Annotated in this window: 20 protein-coding genes; 12 read left to right on the top strand and 8 right to left on the bottom strand. The window is 71.1% G+C overall.

Annotated elements, in window-relative coordinates; all coding sequences use genetic code 11:
• From AB0B96_RS20245 to AB0B96_RS20225, 5 genes are all read left to right on the top strand, one after another.
• A partial coding sequence (locus AB0B96_RS20245) for a SapB/AmfS family lanthipeptide (protein ID WP_362900842.1) occupies nt 1-96 on the top strand: 96 nt, incomplete at its 5' end.
• Between the two features lie 43 nt (nt 97-139).
• The gene (locus AB0B96_RS20240; RefSeq protein ID WP_350944088.1) at nt 140-274 is read left to right on the top strand and encodes a SapB/AmfS family lanthipeptide; all 135 of its coding nucleotides are present in this window, start codon (nt 140-142) and stop codon (nt 272-274) included.
• Between the two features lie 134 nt (nt 275-408).
• Nucleotides 409-2,295: an ABC transporter ATP-binding protein gene (locus tag AB0B96_RS20235; protein ID WP_362900665.1), complete on the top strand. Its 1,887-nt coding sequence runs from the start codon at nt 409-411 to the stop codon at nt 2,293-2,295.
• A complete protein-coding gene (locus tag AB0B96_RS20230; RefSeq protein ID WP_362900663.1) occupies nt 2,292-4,007 on the top strand; it encodes an ABC transporter ATP-binding protein in 1,716 nt (571 codons plus the stop codon). Before AB0B96_RS20235 ends, AB0B96_RS20230 begins: the two co-directional genes overlap by 4 nt.
• A gap of 106 nt (nt 4,008-4,113) precedes the next feature.
• Nucleotides 4,114-6,108 carry a prolyl oligopeptidase family serine peptidase gene (locus AB0B96_RS20225; protein ID WP_362900661.1) on the top strand — a complete coding sequence of 665 codons (1,995 nt, stop codon included), beginning with the start codon at nt 4,114-4,116 and terminating at the stop codon, nt 6,106-6,108.
• A 46-nt stretch (nt 6,109-6,154) separates the two neighbouring features.
• On the opposite strand, the gene AB0B96_RS20220 is transcribed toward AB0B96_RS20225, so the two are convergent.
• From AB0B96_RS20220 to AB0B96_RS20210, 3 genes are all read right to left on the bottom strand, one after another.
• Nucleotides 6,155-6,511: a hypothetical protein gene (locus AB0B96_RS20220; RefSeq protein WP_362900659.1), complete on the bottom strand. Its 357-nt coding sequence runs from the start codon at nt 6,509-6,511 to the stop codon at nt 6,155-6,157.
• Nucleotides 6,508-6,882, bottom strand: a complete 375-nt coding sequence (locus tag AB0B96_RS20215) for a hypothetical protein (protein WP_362900657.1) — start codon at nt 6,880-6,882, stop codon at nt 6,508-6,510. The genes AB0B96_RS20220 and AB0B96_RS20215 overlap by 4 nt, the downstream gene beginning before the upstream one ends.
• Before the next feature lie 145 nt (nt 6,883-7,027).
• Nucleotides 7,028-8,071 (bottom strand): hypothetical protein, encoded by a 1,044-nt coding sequence (locus AB0B96_RS20210; RefSeq protein ID WP_362900655.1) that lies wholly within the window; start codon nt 8,069-8,071, stop codon nt 7,028-7,030.
• A 142-nt stretch (nt 8,072-8,213) separates the two neighbouring features.
• Between AB0B96_RS20210 and AB0B96_RS20205 the strand changes: the two genes are divergently transcribed.
• Nucleotides 8,214-8,825: a TetR/AcrR family transcriptional regulator gene (locus AB0B96_RS20205; protein ID WP_362900653.1), complete on the top strand. Its 612-nt coding sequence runs from the start codon at nt 8,214-8,216 to the stop codon at nt 8,823-8,825.
• 72 nt (nt 8,826-8,897) lie between these two features.
• On the opposite strand, the gene AB0B96_RS20200 is transcribed toward AB0B96_RS20205, so the two are convergent.
• From AB0B96_RS20200 to AB0B96_RS20185, 4 genes are all read right to left on the bottom strand, one after another.
• Nucleotides 8,898-9,809, bottom strand: a complete 912-nt coding sequence (locus AB0B96_RS20200; RefSeq protein ID WP_362900651.1) for an oxidoreductase — start codon at nt 9,807-9,809, stop codon at nt 8,898-8,900.
• A 199-nt stretch (nt 9,810-10,008) separates the two neighbouring features.
• A complete protein-coding gene (locus AB0B96_RS20195) occupies nt 10,009-10,560 on the bottom strand; it encodes a hypothetical protein (protein WP_362900649.1) in 552 nt (183 codons plus the stop codon).
• A gap of 19 nt (nt 10,561-10,579) precedes the next feature.
• Nucleotides 10,580-11,155, bottom strand: a complete 576-nt coding sequence (locus AB0B96_RS20190; RefSeq protein ID WP_362900647.1) for a hypothetical protein — start codon at nt 11,153-11,155, stop codon at nt 10,580-10,582.
• 327 nt (nt 11,156-11,482) lie between these two features.
• The gene (locus AB0B96_RS20185; protein ID WP_362900645.1) at nt 11,483-11,851 is read right to left on the bottom strand and encodes a MerR family transcriptional regulator; all 369 of its coding nucleotides are present in this window, start codon (nt 11,849-11,851) and stop codon (nt 11,483-11,485) included.
• Between the two features lie 127 nt (nt 11,852-11,978).
• On the opposite strand from AB0B96_RS20185, the gene AB0B96_RS20180 reads away from it, so the two are divergent.
• Nucleotides 11,979-13,052 carry an alkene reductase gene (locus tag AB0B96_RS20180; RefSeq protein ID WP_362900643.1) on the top strand — a complete coding sequence of 358 codons (1,074 nt, stop codon included), beginning with the start codon at nt 11,979-11,981 and terminating at the stop codon, nt 13,050-13,052.
• A gap of 229 nt (nt 13,053-13,281) precedes the next feature.
• Here AB0B96_RS20180 and AB0B96_RS20175 read toward each other — a convergent pair whose 3' ends face one another.
• Nucleotides 13,282-13,764 carry a hypothetical protein gene (locus tag AB0B96_RS20175; protein WP_362900641.1) on the bottom strand — a complete coding sequence of 161 codons (483 nt, stop codon included), beginning with the start codon at nt 13,762-13,764 and terminating at the stop codon, nt 13,282-13,284.
• 168 nt (nt 13,765-13,932) lie between these two features.
• Here AB0B96_RS20175 and AB0B96_RS20170 point away from each other — a divergent pair, with 168 nt between their 5' ends.
• The 5 genes from AB0B96_RS20170 to AB0B96_RS20150 all read left to right on the top strand — a co-directional run bounded on the left by AB0B96_RS20170 (nt 13,933) and on the right by AB0B96_RS20150 (nt 20,630).
• Entirely contained in the window at nt 13,933-17,202 is a 3,270-nt protein-coding gene (locus AB0B96_RS20170) for a BTAD domain-containing putative transcriptional regulator (RefSeq protein WP_362900639.1), read from the top strand.
• 311 nt (nt 17,203-17,513) lie between these two features.
• Nucleotides 17,514-18,044 carry an EF-hand domain-containing protein gene (locus AB0B96_RS20165; RefSeq protein ID WP_362900637.1) on the top strand — a complete coding sequence of 177 codons (531 nt, stop codon included), beginning with the start codon at nt 17,514-17,516 and terminating at the stop codon, nt 18,042-18,044.
• 50 nt (nt 18,045-18,094) lie between these two features.
• Nucleotides 18,095-19,165, top strand: a complete 1,071-nt coding sequence (locus tag AB0B96_RS20160) for an isocitrate/isopropylmalate family dehydrogenase (RefSeq protein ID WP_362900635.1) — start codon at nt 18,095-18,097, stop codon at nt 19,163-19,165.
• The gene (locus AB0B96_RS20155) at nt 19,162-19,785 is read left to right on the top strand and encodes a cysteine hydrolase (protein WP_362900633.1); all 624 of its coding nucleotides are present in this window, start codon (nt 19,162-19,164) and stop codon (nt 19,783-19,785) included. The genes AB0B96_RS20160 and AB0B96_RS20155 overlap by 4 nt, the downstream gene beginning before the upstream one ends.
• Entirely contained in the window at nt 19,755-20,630 is an 876-nt protein-coding gene (locus AB0B96_RS20150; protein WP_362900631.1) for a class I SAM-dependent methyltransferase, read from the top strand. The genes AB0B96_RS20155 and AB0B96_RS20150 overlap by 31 nt, the downstream gene beginning before the upstream one ends.
• Nucleotide 20,631: the final 1 nt, after the last annotated feature.

Genomic DNA, 20,631 nt, shown 5'->3' with positions numbered 1-20,631 from the left:
CGCGGCCACGGCGGCGGCGGTGGCGGCAGCACCCTCACGGTCCTGGGCTGCGAGTCCGGCAAGCCCAGCAACCTGAGCCTCCTGCTCTGCCACTAGTCCTTCCCCGTTCCACACAACCCGTAGAAACGGAGCAACTTCGATGGTTCTTCTCGACCTGCAGTCCCTGGAGACCCCCGGCGGCGGCCACGGCGGCGGCGGTGGCGGCAGCACCCTCACGGTCCTGGGCTGCGAGTCCGGCAAGCCCAGCAACCTGAGCCTCCTGCTCTGCCACTAGTAAGACCCCGTGCCCGGGACGGCCAGCGACGGCGGCCGTCCCGGGCACTCCCGTTCCGGGAGGGGCCGGAACACCAGGAAAGCCCGGGAGTTCGAGGAAACCCGGGAAGCCGGTCGGTTCAGGAAGGTGCGAACGTGCGAGCAGCGGATCGGCTGGTGGTCGACACCGTACGGCGTGGCGGACCCTGGCTCGCCGTCCTCGTGGCCACCTCCGTCCTGGGCGCCTTCGCGCAGCTCGCGCTCCCGCTCGTGCTGGGCAGGACGGTCGACGAGCTCGTCACCGGCGCGCCCGGCGGCACCGGAGCGGCGACCTGGCTCGGTGCCTGCGCCGCCGCCGTGACCCTCACCGTGCTCTGCGACGCCCTCGGCGTCTGGGCCTCGGGATCGAGCGGCGCGCGGTCCTCGGCCTGGCTCAGGAACCGGGTCGTACGGAACGTGCTCGGCGTCGGGCCGACGATCACCCACCGGTTCCCCGAGGGAGACCTGGTCACCCGGATGGGCCTGAACACCGAGGAGATCGGACGCGCCCCCGAGTCGATCGTCACCGGGGCCGCGCTGGTCATCCCCACCGCGGGCGGCATCGTGGCCCTCACCCTCATCGACCCCCTGCTGACCGTGACACTGGTCGCCGGGCTCGTCCTCATCGCCCTCGTCCTGCGGGCCTTCCTCACCGTGAGCACCTCGATAGCGGGCGACTACCAGGCGGCGCAGAGCGACATCGCCGCCCGCCTCGTCGACGCCCTCGCCGGGGCCCGTACGATCGCCGCGGCCGGTACCGCCGACCAGGAGCGGGCGCGGGTGCTGACCGCCCTGCCCAGGCTGCGCGGCCACGCCATGGACATGTGGCGGGCCAACGCGCGGGCCGGCGTGCAGGCGGGAGCGGTGGTCCCGCTGCTGGAGGTGGCCGTGCTCGGGGTGGGCGGGCTGCGCCTGGCCGCCGGGGACCTCACCGCCGGAGAGCTGTACGCCGCCGCCCGCTACGTCGTGCTCGGCGCGGGTCTCGGCTCGGCGCTGGGCTACATCGGCAGTCTGGCCAGGGCGCGGGCCGCCGCGGCCAGGGTGCAGGAGCTGGTCTCCGAGAGCCCGCGGGTCTACGGTGGGCGCTCACTGCCCGCCGGTCCCGGCACGCTTGAGCTTCGCGGCGTCGACGCGGGCGGCCTGCACGACGTCGATCTCGTCATCCCCGGTGGGCAGGCGGTGGCCGTGGTCGGCCGTTCGGGGGCGGGCAAGTCCCTGCTCGCCGCGGTCGCCGGACGGCTGGTGGACCCGCGCCACGGCACGGTGCTCCTCGACGGCGTCCCGCTGCCCGACCTCTCCCGCGAGGCGCTGCGCCGCGCCGTCGGGTACGCCTTCGAACGCCCGGCGCTGCTCGGCGAGACCGTCGGCGCCGCCGTCGCCCTGGGGCTCGACGCTCCCACCCCAGGCGCCGGGTGCGACGGCCGGCCGGGTGAGAAAGGCGAGGTCGTGCGGGCGGCGGCGCGGGCGGCCCGCGCGGACATCTTCGTCAGGCGGCTCCCCGGAGGGTACGACACACCGCTGGAGGACGCGCCCATGTCCGGAGGCGAGCGGCAGCGGCTCGGCCTGGCTCGTGCCTTCGCGCAGGGGGTGCGCCTGCTCATCCTGGACGACGCCACCTCCAGCCTCGACACCGTCACCGAACGTCAGGTCGCCCGCGCGCTGTCGCGGGAACTGCGCGACCGTACGCGGCTGATCGTGACCCACCGGGTGGCGACCGCGGCGGCGGCCGACCGGGTGATCTGGCTGGACGAGGGCCGGGTACGGGCGTGCGGCGGTCATCGCGCGCTCTGGGCCGATCCCGCCTACCGTGCCGTCTTCCAGGCGGACGCCTCCTCCGGCTCCGGGGCCGGCGCGTCCTCCCCGGCGGGCGCGCCCTTCCAGGCCCGCGTCCCTTCTCCGGCGAACGCGTCCTCCCTCGCGGCCCCACCTTCCCCGGAGGATCCCCCTTCCCTGGGGGACCCGTCTTCCCGGACCGGCACGTCTTTCCAGGCGGGCACGTCGTGAATCCCTCGGACGCACGCGTCGCCGGCAGGCCCCTGCGGCGGGCGCTCAGGAGGGACCCGTACCAGCTGGTCAGGCTCGCGGGCTGGTCCGTCGCGGAGACGGCGCCCTCGCTCGTCATCGGCCTGGCCATCGCGCGGGCGATCGACGACGGCTTCGGCACGGGGCGTCCCGCGACCGGGTTCGCCTGGCTCGCGCTGCTCGGCGGCGCGTGGCTGCTCGCCGCGGTCGGCGCCCGGCAGGTGGTGATGGCCGTCGCCTCGATCGTGGAGCCGTTCCGCGAGGAACTGCTCGCGCACGTCGTCGACGACGCGCTGCGCCACTCGGTCATGTCCGGGCGAGGGCCGGGAGCCGCCGCGGTGGCCCGCTCCAACCTCCAGGTCGAGCTGGCCCGCGACGCCTTCGCCTCGGTCATCACGGTGGTGAGGTCGTTCGCGTTCACCGTGGTGAGCGTCGTCCTCGGGCTCGCGACCCTCGTACCCGAGGTGCTCGCGCTGGTGCTCCCCCCCTTCGTCGCGGGCCTTGTCGTCTTCCTGCTGTCGCTGCGCGCCCTGGCCAGGCGGCAGCGGGACTTCATCCTCGCCGACGAGCGCACCGCCGAGGCGCTGGCCACCACGGTGGGCGGGCTGCGTGACATCACCGCCTGCCGGGCCGAGGAGCGGCTGGCGGACGACGTCGGCCTGCGAGTGTCGGAGCAGGCCCGCGCGGCCCGGTCGCTGGCGCGGGTGACCGCGCTACGCACGCTGTCGCTCGCGGTGGGCGGCTGGCTGCCGGTCCTGCTGGTGCTGTTCGCGACCCCCCGGCTCGTAGGCGAGGGCGCGGGCGCCGGGGTGATCCTGGGCGCCCTCGCCTACGTCACGCAGTCGCTCGCGCCCGCGCTCGGCAACCTCGTGGAAGGGCTGGGCATCAACGGGGTCCGGCTGCGGGTGGCGCTGGGCAGGCTCCTGCGCGACGGCGAGCCGCCCGCGCGGGCGCGCGGGCGGCTCGCGGCGCGGGGCGGGGGGGCCGAACTGCGCGGCGTGACGTTCGCGTACGGCCCGCACGCGGAGCCGGTGATCGACGGCCTGAACCTGGTGATCCCGGAGGGGGACCACATCGCCGTCGTGGGTCCCAGCGGCATCGGCAAGTCCACCCTCGCCGCGCTCCTGACCGGTGTGCTCCCGCCGAGGTCGGGCGAGGTCCTGGCGCGCGGGGTGCCCGCGGACCGGCTCGACCCCGCCGACCGGGTACTCATCCCGCAGGAGGCGTACGTCTTCCGCGGCTCCCTGCTGGAGAACCTGACCTACCTGGCCGACGCCTCGCGGGAGGCGGTGGACGACGCGGTGACCGCGGTCGGCCTGACGAACCTGGTGGCGCGGCTGGGCGGATACTCCGCCGAGATCCACTCGGGGTCGCTCTCCCCCGCGGAACGACAGCTGGTCGCCCTGGCCCGCGCCTACCTCGCCCCGGCCCGGCTGGTGATCCTCGACGAGGCGACGTGTCACCTGGACCCGGCCGCCGAGGCCCGCGCGGAGGAGGCGTTCGCCCGCCGTGGCGGCACGCTCCTCGTCATCGCCCACCGGCTCACCTCCGCCCTGCGCGCCCGGCGGATCCTCGTCATGGACGGCACCAGCGTCCGGCTGGGCACGCACGAGGAGATGCTCGCCACCTCCCCGCTGTACGCGGACCTGGCCGGACAGTGGGATCCGTCGAGCACCCAGGAGCTGGTGCCTTGACCTCCTTCGTGTTCCCTGCCTTCCGGCCCCTCGCGACCCGCACACCCTGCTCGCCGTGTTCCCCGCCCAGGGCCGAGGCCCGGGGACCTCACACCGGAGGAGTTCGATGATCTACCCCCCCGCGGAACGGCACCCGGTCGTCGACCACCTGCACGGTCGCGCGGTTCCCGACCCGTACCGGTGGCTGGAGGACCCCGACAGCTCGGCGACGCGAAGGTGGACGGCCGCTCAGGGGGAACTGTGGCGCGAACACGCCGGCACGCTGCCGGGACGCGACCTGTGGCACGCGCGGGTGGCCGCGCTGACCGGGGCCGGAACGGTCGGCACGCCGATGTGGCGGGGCGGGAGCCGGTTCTTCCTGCGTCGTACGGCCTCCCAGGAGCACGCGGTCCTCTACCGCACCGACCCCGGCGGGGCGGAGGAGACACTGATCGACCCGATGGAGCTCGACCCGAGCGGGCTCACCACGCTCGACCACTGGCAGCCCGACCTGGACGGCAGGCTGGTGGCGTACCAGCTGTCCAGGAGCGGGGACGAGCGGTCGGAGCTGCGGGTCATGGACGTCGCCACCCGCCGGGTGGTGGACGGCCCGATCGACCGCTGCCGGTACGCGCCCGTGGCGTGGCTGCCCGACGGCAAGGCGTTCTTCTACGTCCGTTCCCGCCAGGTCCGCCTGCACCGGCTCGGCACCCCCGCCGAGGACGACGCGGTGATCATGGGTGAGGAGCGCTCGTACGGCCTGGGGATCAGCTACAACGGGCGCTGGCTCACGGTCTCGGCGATGGCGGACGGCGGCAACGACCTCTGGCTCGCCGACCTGTCGTCCTCCTCCCCCGAGCGCCCCGACCTGCGGGTGATCCAGCGAGCGGCGGGCGCGATGACGGCGCCCGCCGTCGGCCGCGACGGGCGCCTGTATCTGCTCACCACGCTGGACGCGCCCCGGGGACGACTGTGCGTGGCCGACCCGGCGCGGCCGGGTCCCGAGCACTGGGTCGACCTGGTCGAGGAGGATCCGGAGGCGGTGATCGGCGAGTTCGCGATCGCCGACCAGGCGCTCCTGGTGAGCTGGACCCGGCACGCGGTCAGCGAGATCAGCGTCCACGACGCGGTGACGGGAAACCGGCGCGGCCTGGTGCCGCTGCCCGGCCTCGGCTCGGCGAGAGAGATGACCACCCGCCCCGAGGGCGGCCACGAGGTCTGGTTCACCTACACCGACAGCGTCACACCCCTGGGAGTGCACCGCTACGACACGCGCACCGGGCGGACGTCGCTGTGGAGCCCCGCGCCCGGCGCCGTGCAGGTGCCCGAGCTCGAAGCCCGCCAGGTGGTCTGCGTCTCCGCGGACGGCACACCGGTGCGGATGGTCGTGCTGGCCCGCCCCGGCTCGGGTCCCCGGCCGACGATCCTGTACGGCTACGGCGGCTTCGGGCTCTCGCTCACGCCGTCGTACTCCAGCTACATCCTGCCCTGGGTCGAGGCGGGCGGGGTCTTCGTCCTCGCCCAGCTGCGCGGCGGCGGCGAGGAGGGCGCGGCCTGGCACCGCGACGGCATGCTGGAGCGCAAGCAGAACACCTTCGACGACTTCGCGGCGGCGGCCGAGAAGCTCGTCTCCGACGGCTGGACCACCCCCGCGCACCTGGCCGCCTGCGGCGAGTCCAACGGCGGGCTGCTGGTGGGCGCCGCGCTGACGCGGCGCCCCGACCTGTTCGCCGCCGCCGTCTGCTCGGCACCGCTGCTCGACATGGTCAGGTACGAGCGCTCGGGTCTCGGCCCCGTCTGGAGGTCGGAGTACGGTTCGGCCGACGATCCCGAGCAGCTGGGATGGCTGCTCGGCTACTCCCCCTACCATCGGGTCACCGACGGCGTCGACTACCCCGCGACGCTGCTCACCACGTTCGGCGGTGACTCCCGGGTGGACCCCATGCACGCGCGCAAGATGTGCGCGGCGCTGCAGGCGGCGACGTCGGGCACGCGGCCGATCCTGCTGCGCCACGAGGGCGACGTCGGCCACGGCTCCCGCTCGGCGGGCCGCGCCGTCGACCTCGCCGCCGACATGCTCACCTTCCTCGCCGCCCACACCGGCCTGGAAGCCGACACGTGAGGGCATTCGAGATTCCGCAGGCCATCCTCTTCGGGCTTCTCGATATTCAGCCGTCGGTGTCCTTGGGGTGGCGCGTCGAGGCATAGACGAGGTGGACGGTCCGCCGAGGCTCGTCAACGAGGTAACGCACGCGACCACCTGCGGTGACCTCATACTCCCACTGCGGATATTCGCGACCTCCCAGAACCCCGGCGGCGAGACGACCTCGCAGGCGGTGCTGTCGATCGGGGTCGTCCTGCGACAGCGGGGCGTCGCGCAGCGCCTCAAAACAGCGCCGGGTGTTGTCCGCAGCCTCGGCGCACAGATCGGCCCACCCCTTGGCCGCCTCACTGGTGGCGAACCGCAGGTGCCACTCGTCACCGATCGGCGGCGGAGCCACCGCGTCGCCGCGCTTGGGACTCACGGTGCGATCACCTCACCGTGATCGTCATCGGGCAGCGGGCGGGTGAGCTGTGCGGTCAGCGAAGGGTCGGCGAGGACGCGAGCGGTGGCACGCCATTCGACGATGAGCCGATGCATGGTGGCATGAACGTCCAGCTCGACCGCGTCCCGTGTGGCGTCGACGAGTTCCTGGACAAACTCCCTCTTCTCCTCCAGGGAAAGGTGTCTCACCCAGGGGAAGACCGTAGGCAAGGCGTGCAGAACGGCGCGGGTGCCTTCGTCGCTGGCGAGGAGTGCCGCGACCATACGGGCCGCGATGTCCGCGGTCTCCTCTCTCTGCCGGTCATGCCGCGCGGTGGAGATGAACAGGTCTTCTCCGTCTCGGCGCTTCACATGCACTCGGTGAACTCGATCGAGGGTCTCGGCGACTCGTTTGGAGTGCTTTGACAGATCGGAGAACGGAACAGTCGGCGTAGCCATGCCACATGCTACTTCGGAACGTGTTCCGAAGTACAGCGAGCCGCTGGTAAAGACGTCCTCAGTCGCGGTAACAGTCGGCGAGGGCGGCGAACGCCGCCTTGGGCTCCCACGGCATGTCGGGGTAGGTCCGGCCGGGACGGTCTTCGAGCACCTTGACCAGGCCGTAGCTCGCCATGTCGAAGTCCTCGCGAGGGTCGTCGCGGTGCGGCAGGTTGTAGGACGCGAAGGTGCACCAGAACGCGGTGTCGACCCCCTCGGCGGCGAAGACCTCCAGCGACTCCCTCAGGTATGTGACCTGCTCGGCCTCGTCACGGATGTAGTCGCCTTTCAGGGCGATCGCCTTCGCGCCGTCCCATTCGACCATGAACATGCCACGCGCACCCAGGTCGGCCGCGCCCCGGTGGGTCGTGCACCCGAACTCGGTGATCGCGACGGGCTTCCCCCGCGCGACGAGGGAACGGATCGCCTCGGCATATTGATCGGCCACCTCGATCGACGTGTAGGCGTCGACCGAGACGATGTCGAAGGGCGTCCAGTCGATCTGCTCGGACGGCAGCGCGGCGTAGGTGACCTTTCCTCCGAACCGGCCGTGGACCACGCTCACCGCCTTGGCGAGGAAGTCGTTGAGGAGGGCGGGGACCGGCGCCATCACCTCGCGCAGGCGATGCGGCTCGGCCAGCAGGGCGAGCCGGTCGGCGAGGGTGTCACCGGGCAGGAACCCCTTGGTGAACAGGGTGAGTTCGGCGCCGGCGACGAGGACGACCTCGGCTCCCCGCCCGCGTAGCCGCTCGGCGCGTTCGGCGCAGTCGGCGAGGAAGGTGAGCAGTTCGTCGGTGGTCAGGTCGCAGGTGAACGGCGAGAACCAGACCTCCAGTCCGGCGTCGGCGGCGTGGACGGCGGCGATCTCCAGCCGGTCCGGGTCACCGCCGGTGATCCGGACCGCGTTGCAGTGCAGGTCCTCGCGGATGACCCGCATCTCCCGCTTCACGACGTCGGGGTCGAACGGTTCGCGGGTGCTCGGTCCCGCGTCGGCGAGACCGGTGTCGATGAAGCCGGTGTCGTAGGTGATGCCCTTGCCTCGCATGACTCGTACCCTTCTCAATGCCGATTGGATACCGCCGCACGTCAGAGCACGGGCTCTCCGACGGGGAGGCATTTACGGTACTTATCGTACCTTAATCGGATGACAGCACCGAGTGTCGGCGGAAAAACAAGGTACGCAGAGTACCCACTAAGGAGAGAAGATGACCGAGGAGCCCACCGCCGCCCCGACCAGGCGGCGCGGCGCCGCCCTGGAGCAGGCGATACTCCGCGCCGCGGTCGACGAACTCCTCGAATCCGGATATTCGGGCCTAAATATGGATAAAGTCGCCAGCCGAGCCGGTACCAACAAGAACGCGATCTACCGCCGCTGGCCGAACCGGGCCGCGCTCAGCATCGCCGCCTACCGGCAGCTGAGCGCGGCCTCCGCACCACTGCCCGACACCGGCGAACTGCGCGGCGACGTGCTGGAGCTGCTGCGTGGCGCGAACCGCCACTGGTCCTCGCCCACCGGCGACATCCTGCGCAGCCTGCTGTCGGGCGTCGCCGACGATCCGGAACTCCTCGCGCAACTCCACGAACAGTCCGGCGACGCCGGGTCCGGCATGTGGCTGACGATTCTCGGGCGTGCGGTGGCCCGCGGCGAGGCTCCGCCCGAAGTCCTTCACCCCCGGGTGGCCACCGTCGCCGTCGTACTGCTGCGCAACGAGTTCGTCACCCGCGGAGTCCCCACCGTGCCCGACAGCGTCCTCGTCGAGATCGTCGACGAGGTGTACCTGCCCCTGATACGCGGACACCGCCGGACCTCGGACTGACCCTTCGTCACCTCACCCGCCGTCGCGGAGCCGTACCGGATCCAGGTTGTCGCGGACCCCGGCGAGGGTGCTTCAACGTCCACTCCTCTGGACGGAGCCGAGACGGGTCATCTCCTCCTCCGAGAGCCGCAGGGCGCCGGCGGCCACGTTCTCGGCCAGGTGGTCGGGGTTGCCGGTGCCGGGGATGGCCAGCACGTGCGGCCCGCACTGCAACGTCCAGGCCAGCCGTACCTGCGCGGCCGTCACGCCGTGCGCGCGTGCGACGGCGAGCACCTCCCCGCTCTCGGCGACGCTCGCTCCCGTCTCTCGCCCGGTCCCGGCAATCGCGAAGAAGGGGACGAACGCGATGCCCTGTTCCCCGCAGGCGCGCAGGAACTCGTGGTCCTCGGGCCGTGCGCCGATGCCGTAGGCGTTCTGCACGCAGACCACCGGCGCGACGGCCTGGGCCTCGGCGAGGTGCGCGGGCGTGACGTTGGAGACGCCCAGGTGCCGGATCATCCCGGCCTCGCGCAGGTCGGCCAGCGCACCGAAATGCTCGGCGATCGAGCCGGGCGCCATGCTCCGCGGGATGCGCAGGTTCACCACGTCGAGGTGGTCCCGGCCGAGCTGGCGCAGGTTCTCCTCGACCTGGCCGCGCAACTGCTCCGGCCTGGCCCACAGCCACTCACCCGACGGATCCCGGCCAGGCCCGACCTTGGTGACGATGACCAGGTCATCGGGGTACGGCGCGAGCGCACTGTTGATCAGCTCGTTCGCCGAGCGCAGCGCGGAGAAGTAGAAGGCCGCGGTGTCGATGTGGTTCACCCCGAGCTCGACCGCCCGGCGCAGCACGCCGATCGCCCGACCCCGGTCACTCGGGACGCCGTTCCCGAACGCCGCGCCGCTCTGTGTCAGGCGCATCGTGCCGAACCCGATCCGGTTGACCGGCAGGTCGCCGAGCTCGAAGGCACCCGCGGCCGAAGCGGTGATCGTCTTTGTGTTCATCGAATCTCCTTGCGTGTGGAGACCCCGCCTTCAGGCGTGGGAGGAAGTCAGGGCCGAAGTCCGCCGGCTCCATGATGGGAGCAGAACTTCGATGATCTACCCCATATCGCACGATTCGGCTTCGTATCATCGGTGATACGAAGCCGAATCGTGCGATATACCGCCCGTCCCGGGAGGTGAGCGGCGGTGATCGACCCTGTCAGCCCGCGAACGTCACCGTTCCGTACTGGTAGTACGTCTTGCCGTTCTCGTCACCGCTGTGGTTGCGCCCCGTCATGACCTGGTTGAAACCGGCCTGCGTGGTGTGGCTGCTCTCCGTGTAGGAACCCGTCCATGTCCGGTTGGTGATGCGGACCTGAATCCCCTGCCGGTAGAGAGCCCCGGTCTTGTACTCGGTGGAGCCGTTCTCGTCACCGTGGTGCCAACGCCCGACGATCGCCTGGTCGAGCGGTGCGGAGAAGTTCGACCTGCTCTCCTTCGCGTAGCCGTACCAGTCGCCGGTGAACACCTCCACCCGCACGCCGTCGATGAAGATCCAACTGCACTGGTAGGTGGTGTCGGCGTTCTCGTCCCCGTAGTGCGACCGCCCGGTCATGACCTGGTCCTCCGGGCAGACGGCCTCGCCCCCCGACTCCTTCACGGTCCCGCTGTAGACGTACTCGACCTTGATCGTTGCCGCCGAGGCCGGGACCGGGATGTTCAGCGCCGCGACGGCGGCGACCGTCAGCGCGGCGAACGCGAACTTCTTCATGTCGTCCCCCTTTCCGGAATCAGGCGTCGATGGTCACGTAGGCGTGCTGGTAGCGGGTGTTGCCGTTCTCGTCCCCGGAGTGCGCACGACCGATCAGGACCCGCTGGGTGCCGGCCTGGTAGTTGTGTCTGCTCTCCTTGAGGTCGCCGGTCCACACCGGATCGATCAGCCGCACCGTCTGCCCCCGCCACGACAGGGAGGCGGAGCGGTACCGGGTCCAGCCGTTCTCGTCCAGGATGTGCCGGCGCCCGACGAGCGCCTGGTCCGGCGGGGAGGAGTAGTTGGAGTTGTTCTCCCGGTATTCGAGGCTCCAGTCACCGATTTTCACCTGCACCTGCTCGTCGTTGATGAAAATCCAACTACAGGTGTACGTCGTGTCGGCGTTCTCGTCCCCGTAGTGCGACCGTCCCGTGAGCACCTGGTTGGTGGGGCAGACGAACCAGGAGGAGGACTCCTCCTGGGTCTCGGAGTAGGCCGGCACGACTCTGATCGTCACCGCCGCCGCGGACGCGGCCGGTGCGGGCGAGACCACGGCCAGGGCCGCCGCCGAAGCGGCCACCACCGCGGCGTGTACTGCCTTGCTGTACGTCCTCATTTTCTTTGGTTCCTTTCCGCATAGGAATACGTCCAGAGAGGCGGCGCAGCGCAGGCCAAAGTATGAGTCGCGCACAGCGGAGACGGCGTCCGCCTGGCGGGTGATCAACTATCCGCCCGCCTGCGGACGACTCCTCGTCATCCACCGGCGGGACGGAGCTCCGGTCCTCTTTCCTGCGGGGGCCGGGGCTCCGCTGTTTCGTTCGGTCGGTTGTCGTGGTGACCGCTCACAGCGTGGTTCGCCGGGGATGAGCTGTCCGACCTGGTAAGGACGCCTCCGAGGAGGGGAAGAGCTCAGTGATCGACGCTGCCCCGGGAGGACTCGAGGTCAGTGAGTCGTCAGTCGATCGTGGTGCGCTCGATTGGCGTCGATGAGCCGGTCGAGGGCGTCGCGGGCGCTGAGGATCTCCTTGATGTGCTGGTCGATCCGGCCTCGCTCGTACACCAGCCGCTCGAACGCCTCCTCGGAGTTCTGCTCGCTGGGCGAGTCGACGCACGGCAGCAACTCGACGATCGTACGACTGGAGAGCCCGGCGGCGTACAGGCGCTGGATGAACACCACCCGCTCGACCTCGTCGTCGGTGTAGTGGCGCTGGCCGCTGGAGCTGCGCGTGCTGGTGAGCAGGCCCTGCTCCTCGTAGTAGCGCAGCGAACGGACGCTCACCCCGGCCCTCGACGCCAACTCACCGATCCGCATCGCGCCTCCTCTCGAAAATCCTCGACCAAAACACTTGCCTCTGACGTCAATGTCAGGTTCTAGCGTAATCGTCGTGTCCAGCCGACGGACGCGACCGTTCTCAGGAACCTCGGAAAGGCGTACGCAGATGACGACCCTGTTCGACCGCTACCGGTTCGGTGCGCTGACCCTGCCCAACCGCGTGGTGATGGCCCCGATGACACGGGTCCGCGCGGGTGCGGGCGGCCTGGCGACGCCCTCGATGGCGACCTACTACGCCCAGCGCGCCGCCGCCGGGCTCATCGTGACCGAAGGGGTGCAGCCGAGCCTGGTCGGGCAGTCCAATCCGGGCACCCCCGGTCTGTACACCGACGAGCAGGTCGCGGCCTGGCGACCGGTCACCGACGCGGTCCACACCAACGGCGGTCGTATCTTCGCCCAGATCATGCACGGCGGCCGGGTCTCCCACCCCGACACCACGGGGACGCGGCCGGTGGGCCCCTCGGCTGTTCCCGCCACCGGGGAGGTGTTCACCCCGACAGGCCCCAAACCGGCGCCCGTGCCGCGGGCGCTGGAGACCGCCGAGGTGCCCGAGCACGCCCGGTCCTACGCCGAAGCCGCCCTCCGGGCCGTCGACGCCGGTTTCGACGGCGTGGAACTGCACGGCGCGAACGGCTACCTCATCGCCCAGTTCCTCTCCAGCAACGCCAACCTGCGCACCGACGTCTACGGCGGATCGATCGCCAACCGGATCCGATTCGCCGTGGAGGCGGTGTCCGCGACCGTCGACGCGGTCGGAGCGCACCGGACGGGCATCCGGCTCTCCCCCGGCGCGGGCATCTGGGGCGCGCAGGACACCGACGTCCCCGCCCTGTACGGCGCGCTGCTCGCCGAACTCGCCACCCTGGACCTGGCGTACGTCCACCTCGAGGCCACCACCGACGAGGACGTGCTCGTCGGGCTGCGCAAGTCCTGGCCCGCCACGCTCATCGTCAACCCGGTCTTCCCGATGGGCCCCCGACAGACCGACAGGGCCGCCGCCGACCACTGGCTCGGCCTCGGCGCCGACCTGATCAGCTTCGGCCGCGCCTTCATCGCCAACCCCGACCTCGTGGAGCGGCTGCGCCAGGGGCTCCCGATCGCGCCGCACGACGAGTCCACCTGGTACCAGGGCGGCGATGCCGGCTATCTCACCTACCCCGCCTACCGGCACACGGCGTGAATCTGAGCGGCTCAGGGCTCCGGCGTAGCGGATCGGTCCGGCCTTCTCGCACCAGAGGGGCGCTGCGGAGCTCGAACATGACGGCGATGTCGCGCGGGCCGAGGTTCTGTCCGCGCAGGTGCAGGGCCATTGACGGCATTGACGGCACGGCTCGTCGACGACGGCCGCGCCGCCGATGCTCGTGCCGCGCTGCCCCGCGGCGGCAGCGCGGCCTCAGCTCCGAGGGCGGTTACAGACCGGTCATCTCAAGGCTGACCACGTACGAGTAGTCCGTCTGCTCGGTCCCGGTGAGGGTCCTCGTGATGATCCTGACGGCGCCCGTGGCGAGCCCGGCGCAGGTGCTGCCGAGGGCGGTCACCGTGCCGAGCCGGTCGCCCTGTCCCCAGACCGGGCCGTCGACCTCGCGCAGGTCGAAGACCACGTCCTGGGTGTTCAGGATGATCGACGTCGGGTATTCGAAGTCGCGGGGATCCCCGTCGTCACCGGCGTTCATGCCGTAGTAGTTGGCGTTGATCCTGGGAAACAGGTTTCCGTCGACCAGGAACCGGAGCTCGTCCCGGCCGTCCCGGTCGGCCACATTGCCGGCGTCGATGTCCTCCAGTTCCACGCGGCACGAGCCTGCCATGGCGGCCGCCGGGGTCGCGGCCAACGCCATCGGCGCCACCAGACCTCCGGCCAGGGCGAGTGCGGCGATCACCTTACGAGAATGCATGCTGCTCCTCCTGGAGACGCTGACGTTTCGCGACCGTCGCGAAACGCGGCATCAGAGTCGCGGGCGGAGCGTGAGCACATCGTTAGATCGCAGGTCAATGGCATAGAGCATACGAACTGCGTGCCTTCTGACACAGTCGGTCGGCGGGCACGCGCCTACTGTCTTCGCATGGGAGACTCCTTCAGTCTGCTGCTGCTCGGCACACCCGAGCTGGCTGTCGGGGGAAGGCCGGTGCGGATCCGTTCCGCCAAGACCCAGGCACTCCTCTGCTACCTCGCCACCGTGCCGGGGGCGCGCTCGCGGGCCGAGCTCGCGGGGCTGCTGTGGGGCGAGCGTCCCGACACCAACGCCAGGGGCAGCCTGCGGCTGGCGCTGTCGGAGCTGCGCAAGGACGTGGGCGGCCGGCTCGACATCACCCGCGACCACGTCTGCTTCCGCGCCGACGACGACTGCTTCGTGGACTACCGGCAGCTCACCCGGGACCCGACGGTGGCGGGGGCGCTCCGGTTGTGGCGCGGGGAGTTCCTCGACGGTCTCTCCTTCGGGGACGCGCCCGCGTTCGCCGGGTGGCTGGAGTGCGAGCGGCAGCGGGCCCGGCTGGTGCTGCGCGAGCTGCTCGTACGCGCTGGGCCCGCCGCCTCCGAACACGTCGTACGGCTGGCCAGGATCGTGACGGAGCTGGACCCGTACGACGAGGAGGCCCACCGCGTGCTGATCGCCTCCCTGGCCAGGACCGGAAACCGGGCCGCGGCCCTGGCCTGCTACGAGGGGCTGCGCCTGCGGCTGGCGCGCGAGCTGGGCGTCGATCCCGTACCCGAGACCCGCGCGCTCCGCCAGGGCCTCACACCCCGGCCCGCGACCCCCCGCAAGGCCGCCCTGCCGGTCCCCGGATCGGAGCTGATCGGCCGCGAGTCCGACATCCGCCGCCTACGTGCCCTGCTGTCCCGGGAACGCCTCATCACCCTGTCGGGCCCGGGCGGCATCGGCAAGACCCGCCTGGCCATCGCCGTGGCGGAGGCCGGGAACCGGGATGCCTCGTCCCTCTCCTCTGCGGGGACCAGGAAGCACGACATCGCGTCCCTGTCCTCCGTATCCTCCGCGCGAGCCGGCGAGCGCAATGTTGCCCCGCTTTCCTCAGCGAATGTCGCGTTCGTATCTTTTGTCGGGGTGCAGGCGGAGGCGGCTGTGACGACGCTCGCGCGTCGGCTCGGCGTGGACCTCTCGCCGCCGCGACCCGCCGCCGAGCTGCTGCTCGCCGCCCTCGCCGGTCGCTCGACGCTGCTGGTGCTCGACAATCTCGAACATCTGCCGTCCTTCGACGGGGTGATCGCGGAGATCCTGCGGGTGGCGCCGGGCGTGCGGGTACTGGCGACCAGCCGGCGGCGGCTGGACGTGCCCGGACAGGTGGTCGTCCCGGTGGAAGGGCTTGCCGAGCCGGCCGCCGAGGCGTTGTTCGTCGTGCGGGCGCTCAAGGTCCAGCCGGGATTCGACTCCGAGCGCGAGGCCCCGCTGGTGGCCGCGATCTGCGCCGCGACCGGCGGGCTGCCGTTGGCGATCGAGCTGGCGGCCGGCCTGCTGCGTGCCGTGCCGTGCGCCGACCTGGCCGAACGCCTCGGCGTGGACACGGCGCTGCTCTCCACGGCCGGGCCCGCCGCACGGTCCAGGCACACGAGCATGCGTACGGTCTTCGAGACGTCCTGGCGGCTGCTCGACCCGGCGAGGCGGGCGGCGCTGGCGGCGTTGTCGGTATTCGGCGGCGGCTGCACCCTGCGCGCGGCCCTGGAGGTCACCGGAACCAGCCCCGAGGTGCTGGTCCACCTGGTCGACCACAGCGTGCTGCAGCTCACCCCGTCCGGCCGGTACACCCTCCACCCTCTCATCCAGCGGTTCGCCGCCGCCCGTTTGGAGGACCCGGAGGTACGCGAACGGCACGCCCGCCATTACGCCCGCCTCCTCGACCGGCACGCCACCGCGCTCCAGGACGGCTCGGACGCCGAGGTCGTCCGCGTGCTCGGCGCCGAGATGGACAACATCCGCCTGGCCTGGCGGGTGTCCCGGCAGCCGCGCTTCCTGGACCACTACTGGACGTTGTGCCTGCGATTGCGCCTCTACGAGGAGTCGGTGGCGATCGTCCGCGAGCACCTCGACCGTCCTCAGGAAGACCTGTGCCTGCGGGCCCGCCTGCTCCGGATGGCCGCGGTGAGCTCCCACCAGCTCGCCAGGGAACGCGCCGCCACCCGCCTGGCCCGCGCCGCCCTCGACACGCTCGGCGAGTCACTTCCCACCACCCCCACCGACCTCGCGACCGCTCTCCTGACCGCCGCCGCCCGCCAGACCGCCCACCGCCTCCTGCCGATCACAGCCGCCCGCCGTCTCCCTCCCGTACTCCGTCCATGCGAGGCCGAGGCCGCGCAGGCGCTGACCTTGCTCGCCCGGCTCGCCTACCACCGGCGGGACCTCCCCGTGATGCTGGTGACCTCACTGCGCCAGCTCAACGCCGCCGACCGCGGCACCGACCCCGCCCTGCGCGCCGAGTCCTACGCGAACTTCGCCACCATCGCCCGCCTCGCCGGCCGCCACCGGATCGCCACCCTCTACGGCAGCCTCGCCGACCAGGAACTTTCCGTCATCGACCACCCGGACGAGGCCGTGCACCGGGCCCGGCTGGCCCGCGGGATCGACCTGCTCCACGCGGGCCGTTTCGAGGACGCCAGGCGGTCGTTCGCGGAGGGACGGTCGCGGGCGATCGCCCCGCGGGTGGCCGAGAACTGTGCTGGCATGCTCGCCGAGACCGCGCTGTGGCAGGGCGAGTTCGCCGCGGCGGCCACCGGGTACGCGGAGACGGAGGAGTTGGCGGTCGCGCGGGTGGGCGGGGACGACATCGGCCGTCACTGGTGCCTGACCGGCCGGGCGGAAGCGCTGCTGCGCCTGGACGGGGTACCGGTGGAGCGGATCCGGGAGCTGCTGGCGGCCGCCCGCGCCTCACACGAGCGGCGGCGTACGCACGCGAAGGAGATCGGCCTGCGCGACAGCCCGGCGAGCCGCACGATCCAGGAGCTGCGCCTGCTCACCATCGCGGCCCGCCTGGACCCGCCGCGGGCGCCCGCGGCGCTGGCCGAGGCGCTGACGCTGGCCGAGCGGCTGCCGGCGGTGCAGCCCGGCATGCTGGAGTGCTGGACCGGCCTCGCCGAGTTGCTCGGGGACGCGGGACAAGACCGGACCGTGGCCCACCTCCTGCTCGGGCACCTCCACCGGTACGCCGCCCGCAACCCCGGTGCCGCCGCCCGGATCGGCTGGGCCCTCGCGCTGATCCTGGCCGCCCTGGGCAGGCGAAGGCAGGCCAGTCGGGCGGCCGAGCAGGCGATGGCGACCGCCGAACACCTGGCCGCACCGTACGACCGCCGCAGAGCCGAGTCCCTGGCCCGCACCCTTGGATGAAGGTTCACCGTCTTCACGGACGGATGGTGCGCACGCGGCGGAATTCGCTGCGCATGAGATCAGCCACGTCAGGCGGACCTCTGCCGACACAGAATCGACCATAGGCCAGAACCAGCACAAACAACCAAACAAATGACTGGAATAATTATGCTATTTAATGTTTGGTCGCATTCATTTTAATAGTCGCATTTGACTTCTTTGGCGGCCAGTCATGTCGCAGACCGCGAGTCACAACTCGACATAGTCATGTACAGTCGGGGTCAAGATTTCAGCCCTCGTTTCGAGTGGCAACCAAAGAAAGGTCATGGAATATGCAGAAAGCGGCTATTGATCGAGTAGGTCTCGTCTTCACCCTGCTCGACGCCGACGGCACCGGCTTCCTGGAGGCCGACGACTTCGAGCTCATGGCGAGCCGGGTCGTCGCGGCGGCCTCCGACTCCGACGACACGGCCAAAGCCGCCGTGCTGGCCGCCTTCCGGGGCTACTGGGCGGCCCTGTCCTCCGAGCTGGACGCCAACGACGACGGCCGCATCAGCTTCGAGGAGTACACCGCGTGCGTCCTGTCCCCGGAGCGTTTCGACGCGGCGATCACCGACTTCGCCGAGGCGCTGGCCGAGCTGGGCGACCCAGACGGCGACGGGCTCATCGAACGGCACGTCTTCATGGCGCTCATGACGGCCATCGGCTTCGAGCGCGCGAACATCGACGCGCTCTTCGACGCGTTCGGGCCCTCGGAGACCGATCAGATCACGGTCTCGGTCTGGGCCGCCGGCATCAAGGATTACTACCGCCCGGAGAAGACCGGAATTCCCGGCGATCACCTGGTCGGCGGGCCGATCTGATCGGAGTCTCGGCAACCCGACATATCCGGTCTTCGACGTAAGGAATATCCGTGGAACCAGTCATCGGACTTGCCGTCGGCCGAGGAACGGGCCCCGAACTCGCGACGGTCTTCGAACGGGTGCTGACCGGAATCACCGACAGATATTCGGCCGGAATCAACATCACCCGGTCGAAACGGATTTACCACTCCTATTTCTCGTTGAAGGCCGACGCCGGGATCGAGCGGGTCCGTGAACTCACCGGGGAGGACGCCGACCACTACGCGGACTTCTGCCGCACACTGGCCGCTCTCGGCGTTCCCGCCGTCTTCCGCACGGCTGTCAACGCCCAGTCGCTCTACCTGGTCCGCCGACGCCTGCAGGCGGTGAAGGTCGACGTCATGACCACCCCGGACGCGTCACTGCTGCTGGTTCGGGACCAGGCCCAGGGCTTCTACACCGGGGAGAACACCCACGTGCCAGGCGCGCTGGTCCGCACCATGGCGTTCAGCCGGGAGATCACCGAGAAGGTCATCGCCTTCGCCGTGCGGCGTGCGCGGCAGGAGTGGCCGGACGGCGGAATCGGCCAGATCGTCATGGCGTACAAGTTCCACCTGCTCGACGGGGCCCTCGACGAGTGGGTCGCCGAGAGCGCCGCGCGGCACGGCGTCGAGATCCGCCTGTTCCAGCCGGACACGGTGAACCGCAATCTGATCGAGCACGGCCCGCATCCCCGCACGCTGATCATCGCGGGCAACGAATGGGCCGACATCATGCACGTGGTCCTGCTGGACCGCTTCGGCTCCGAACGTCAGGAGAACCGCTGCACCGAGAACGTCTACCTGCACCCCGACGCGGCCGGACTGGTCGAGTACCAGACCGTGCACGGCTCCGCCGACGACCTGGCCGGAACGGACACGGTCAACCCGGTGGCGACCGTACGCGCCGCGGCGGCGATCGCCGAGCGGCACGCGGGCTGCGCCGGGGCGGTGCGGATGGTGGAGCGCGGTCTCGAATCACTCGTCCGCCGAGGCATCGGCACCCCGGACCTCGGCGGACGGCACTCGACCACCGCCATGGTGGACGCACTGCTCGACGCGCTGGAGCCCGCGGGGCTGCCGACCGCGGCGGTGAACTCATGACCACCGCGCTGGTCGTCGTAGACCTGCAGAACGACTTCTGCGTCGGGCCGACCGCTCACGCCCGCTACTCCGGCGACCCCGCGACCCTGGAGGCCGTCGCGACGCGCACCGCGCTGGCCGTCGACCGGGCCCGTGCCCGCGACATGGAGGTGATCTTCGTCCGGTTCGTCGGCGACGCCGAACATCAGGGTCCGAGCTGGCTGCGCCGGGATCGCATACAGAACAAGCCGCTCAAGTGCCGGGAAGGTTCGTGGGGGGCGGAGTTCCACCGGGTGTCACCTCTGCCGGGAGAGCGTGTCTTCACCAAGCGAGCGTGCTTCGACGCCTTTCTCAGCACCGGGTTCGAGCAGCACCTCGTCCACAGGGGCGTCGAACGGCTCGTACTCGCGGGCCTGTACACCGACGTCTGCGTGGACTCCACCGCCCGGACCGCGTTCCAGAAGGGCTTCCACATCACGGTGCTGACCGACTGCACCACCGGCCGGCACCTGCCGGACGCAGACGTCCTGCGCTTCATGGCCCGTCTCTATGGCGCTCACCTCAGCACCCACGACCACCCGTGGGTGCCCCAGGCCGGAGAGGAGGACGCGTGCCAGGTGTCGAAGGCGGCGTCGGCCTGACCGCCCTCATGGTCGCCGCCGCGCGGGCGATCGAGACCCACCGGCCCGACGCTCTGGCCGCCGACACCTACGCCGAGCACTTCGTACGCGCCGCCGAGGCGTCCGCGGCCTGGCCGGTCCGCCCGGCACAGGTTCCGGGCGGGGACGCCAACCCCCTTTGGGGCAGGCTGGGGCGCTACTTCGGTCTGCGCACCCGAGTCCTCGACGACTTCCTCGTCCGCTCGGTCCACGCGGGCGCCCGGCAGGTCGTGCTCCTCGGCGCGGGCCTCGACACGCGGGCCTTCCGGTTCGGCTGGCCACCGGACCGAGTCGTCTACGAGATCGACCGCGACGGCGTCCTGACGTTCAAGCACCACGTGCTCGACGACCTCGCCGCCGTCCCGGCGACCACCCGCCGCCCGATCGCGACCGACCTGCGCGAGGACTGGGCCCGGTCGCTGCTGAACGCCGGCTTCGACCCGGCCGTGCCGACCGCGTGGCTGGCCGAGGGCCTGCTGCTCTATCTCCCGTCGGCCGCCGAGCGGCGTCTCATCGACACCGTGGACCGCCTGAGCGCCGGGGGAAGCACCCTGGGCTTCGAGGTCAAGCTCTGGGCGGAGTCCCCGCAGGTCCGCGCCAGCCCCGTCTACGTCGCGACCAGGCAACAGATCGGCGTCGACCTGCTCGCCCTGTTCGACGGGGAGCCGCGCCCAGACTCCGCCGGCCGCCTGCGGGAGCTGGGCTGGTCCACCGCGATCCACACGCCCTTCGACTTCACCCGCCGTCACGGTCACGGCCCGCTACCCGAACCGAACGACGCCCTGGCGAGCAACCGCTGGGTGTTCGCCGACAAACCCGGCGCGTAGG

Source organism: Streptosporangium sp. NPDC049046 (assembly GCF_040649155.1).
Lineage (GTDB): Bacteria > Actinomycetota > Actinomycetes > Streptosporangiales > Streptosporangiaceae > Streptosporangium.
The sequence above is the reverse complement of the archived record's forward strand: the minus strand, read 5'-3'. Positions and strand labels throughout refer to the sequence as shown.

What these genes read in the sequence shown, in the direction of transcription:
- AB0B96_RS20225 (WP_362900661.1), top strand. Translation starts at nt 4,114, where the DNA reads ATGATCTACCCCCCCGCGGAACGGCACCCGGTCGTCGACCACCTGCAC.
- AB0B96_RS20190 (WP_362900647.1), bottom strand. Translation starts at nt 11,155, where the DNA reads ATGAGGACGTACAGCAAGGCAGTACACGCCGCGGTGGTGGCCGCTTCG.
- AB0B96_RS20165 (WP_362900637.1), top strand. Translation starts at nt 17,514, where the DNA reads ATGCAGAAAGCGGCTATTGATCGAGTAGGTCTCGTCTTCACCCTGCTC.
- AB0B96_RS20180 (WP_362900643.1), top strand. Translation starts at nt 11,979, where the DNA reads ATGACGACCCTGTTCGACCGCTACCGGTTCGGTGCGCTGACCCTGCCC.
- AB0B96_RS20185 (WP_362900645.1), bottom strand. Translation starts at nt 11,851, where the DNA reads ATGCGGATCGGTGAGTTGGCGTCGAGGGCCGGGGTGAGCGTCCGTTCG.
- AB0B96_RS20175 (WP_362900641.1), bottom strand. Translation starts at nt 13,764, where the DNA reads ATGCATTCTCGTAAGGTGATCGCCGCACTCGCCCTGGCCGGAGGTCTG.
- AB0B96_RS20155 (WP_362900633.1), top strand. Translation starts at nt 19,162, where the DNA reads ATGACCACCGCGCTGGTCGTCGTAGACCTGCAGAACGACTTCTGCGTC.
- AB0B96_RS20195 (WP_362900649.1), bottom strand. Translation starts at nt 10,560, where the DNA reads ATGAAGAAGTTCGCGTTCGCCGCGCTGACGGTCGCCGCCGTCGCGGCG.
- AB0B96_RS20205 (WP_362900653.1), top strand. Translation starts at nt 8,214, where the DNA reads ATGACCGAGGAGCCCACCGCCGCCCCGACCAGGCGGCGCGGCGCCGCC.
- AB0B96_RS20200 (WP_362900651.1), bottom strand. Translation starts at nt 9,809, where the DNA reads ATGAACACAAAGACGATCACCGCTTCGGCCGCGGGTGCCTTCGAGCTC.
- AB0B96_RS20240 (WP_350944088.1), top strand. Translation starts at nt 140, where the DNA reads ATGGTTCTTCTCGACCTGCAGTCCCTGGAGACCCCCGGCGGCGGCCAC.
- AB0B96_RS20170 (WP_362900639.1), top strand. Translation starts at nt 13,933, where the DNA reads ATGGGAGACTCCTTCAGTCTGCTGCTGCTCGGCACACCCGAGCTGGCT.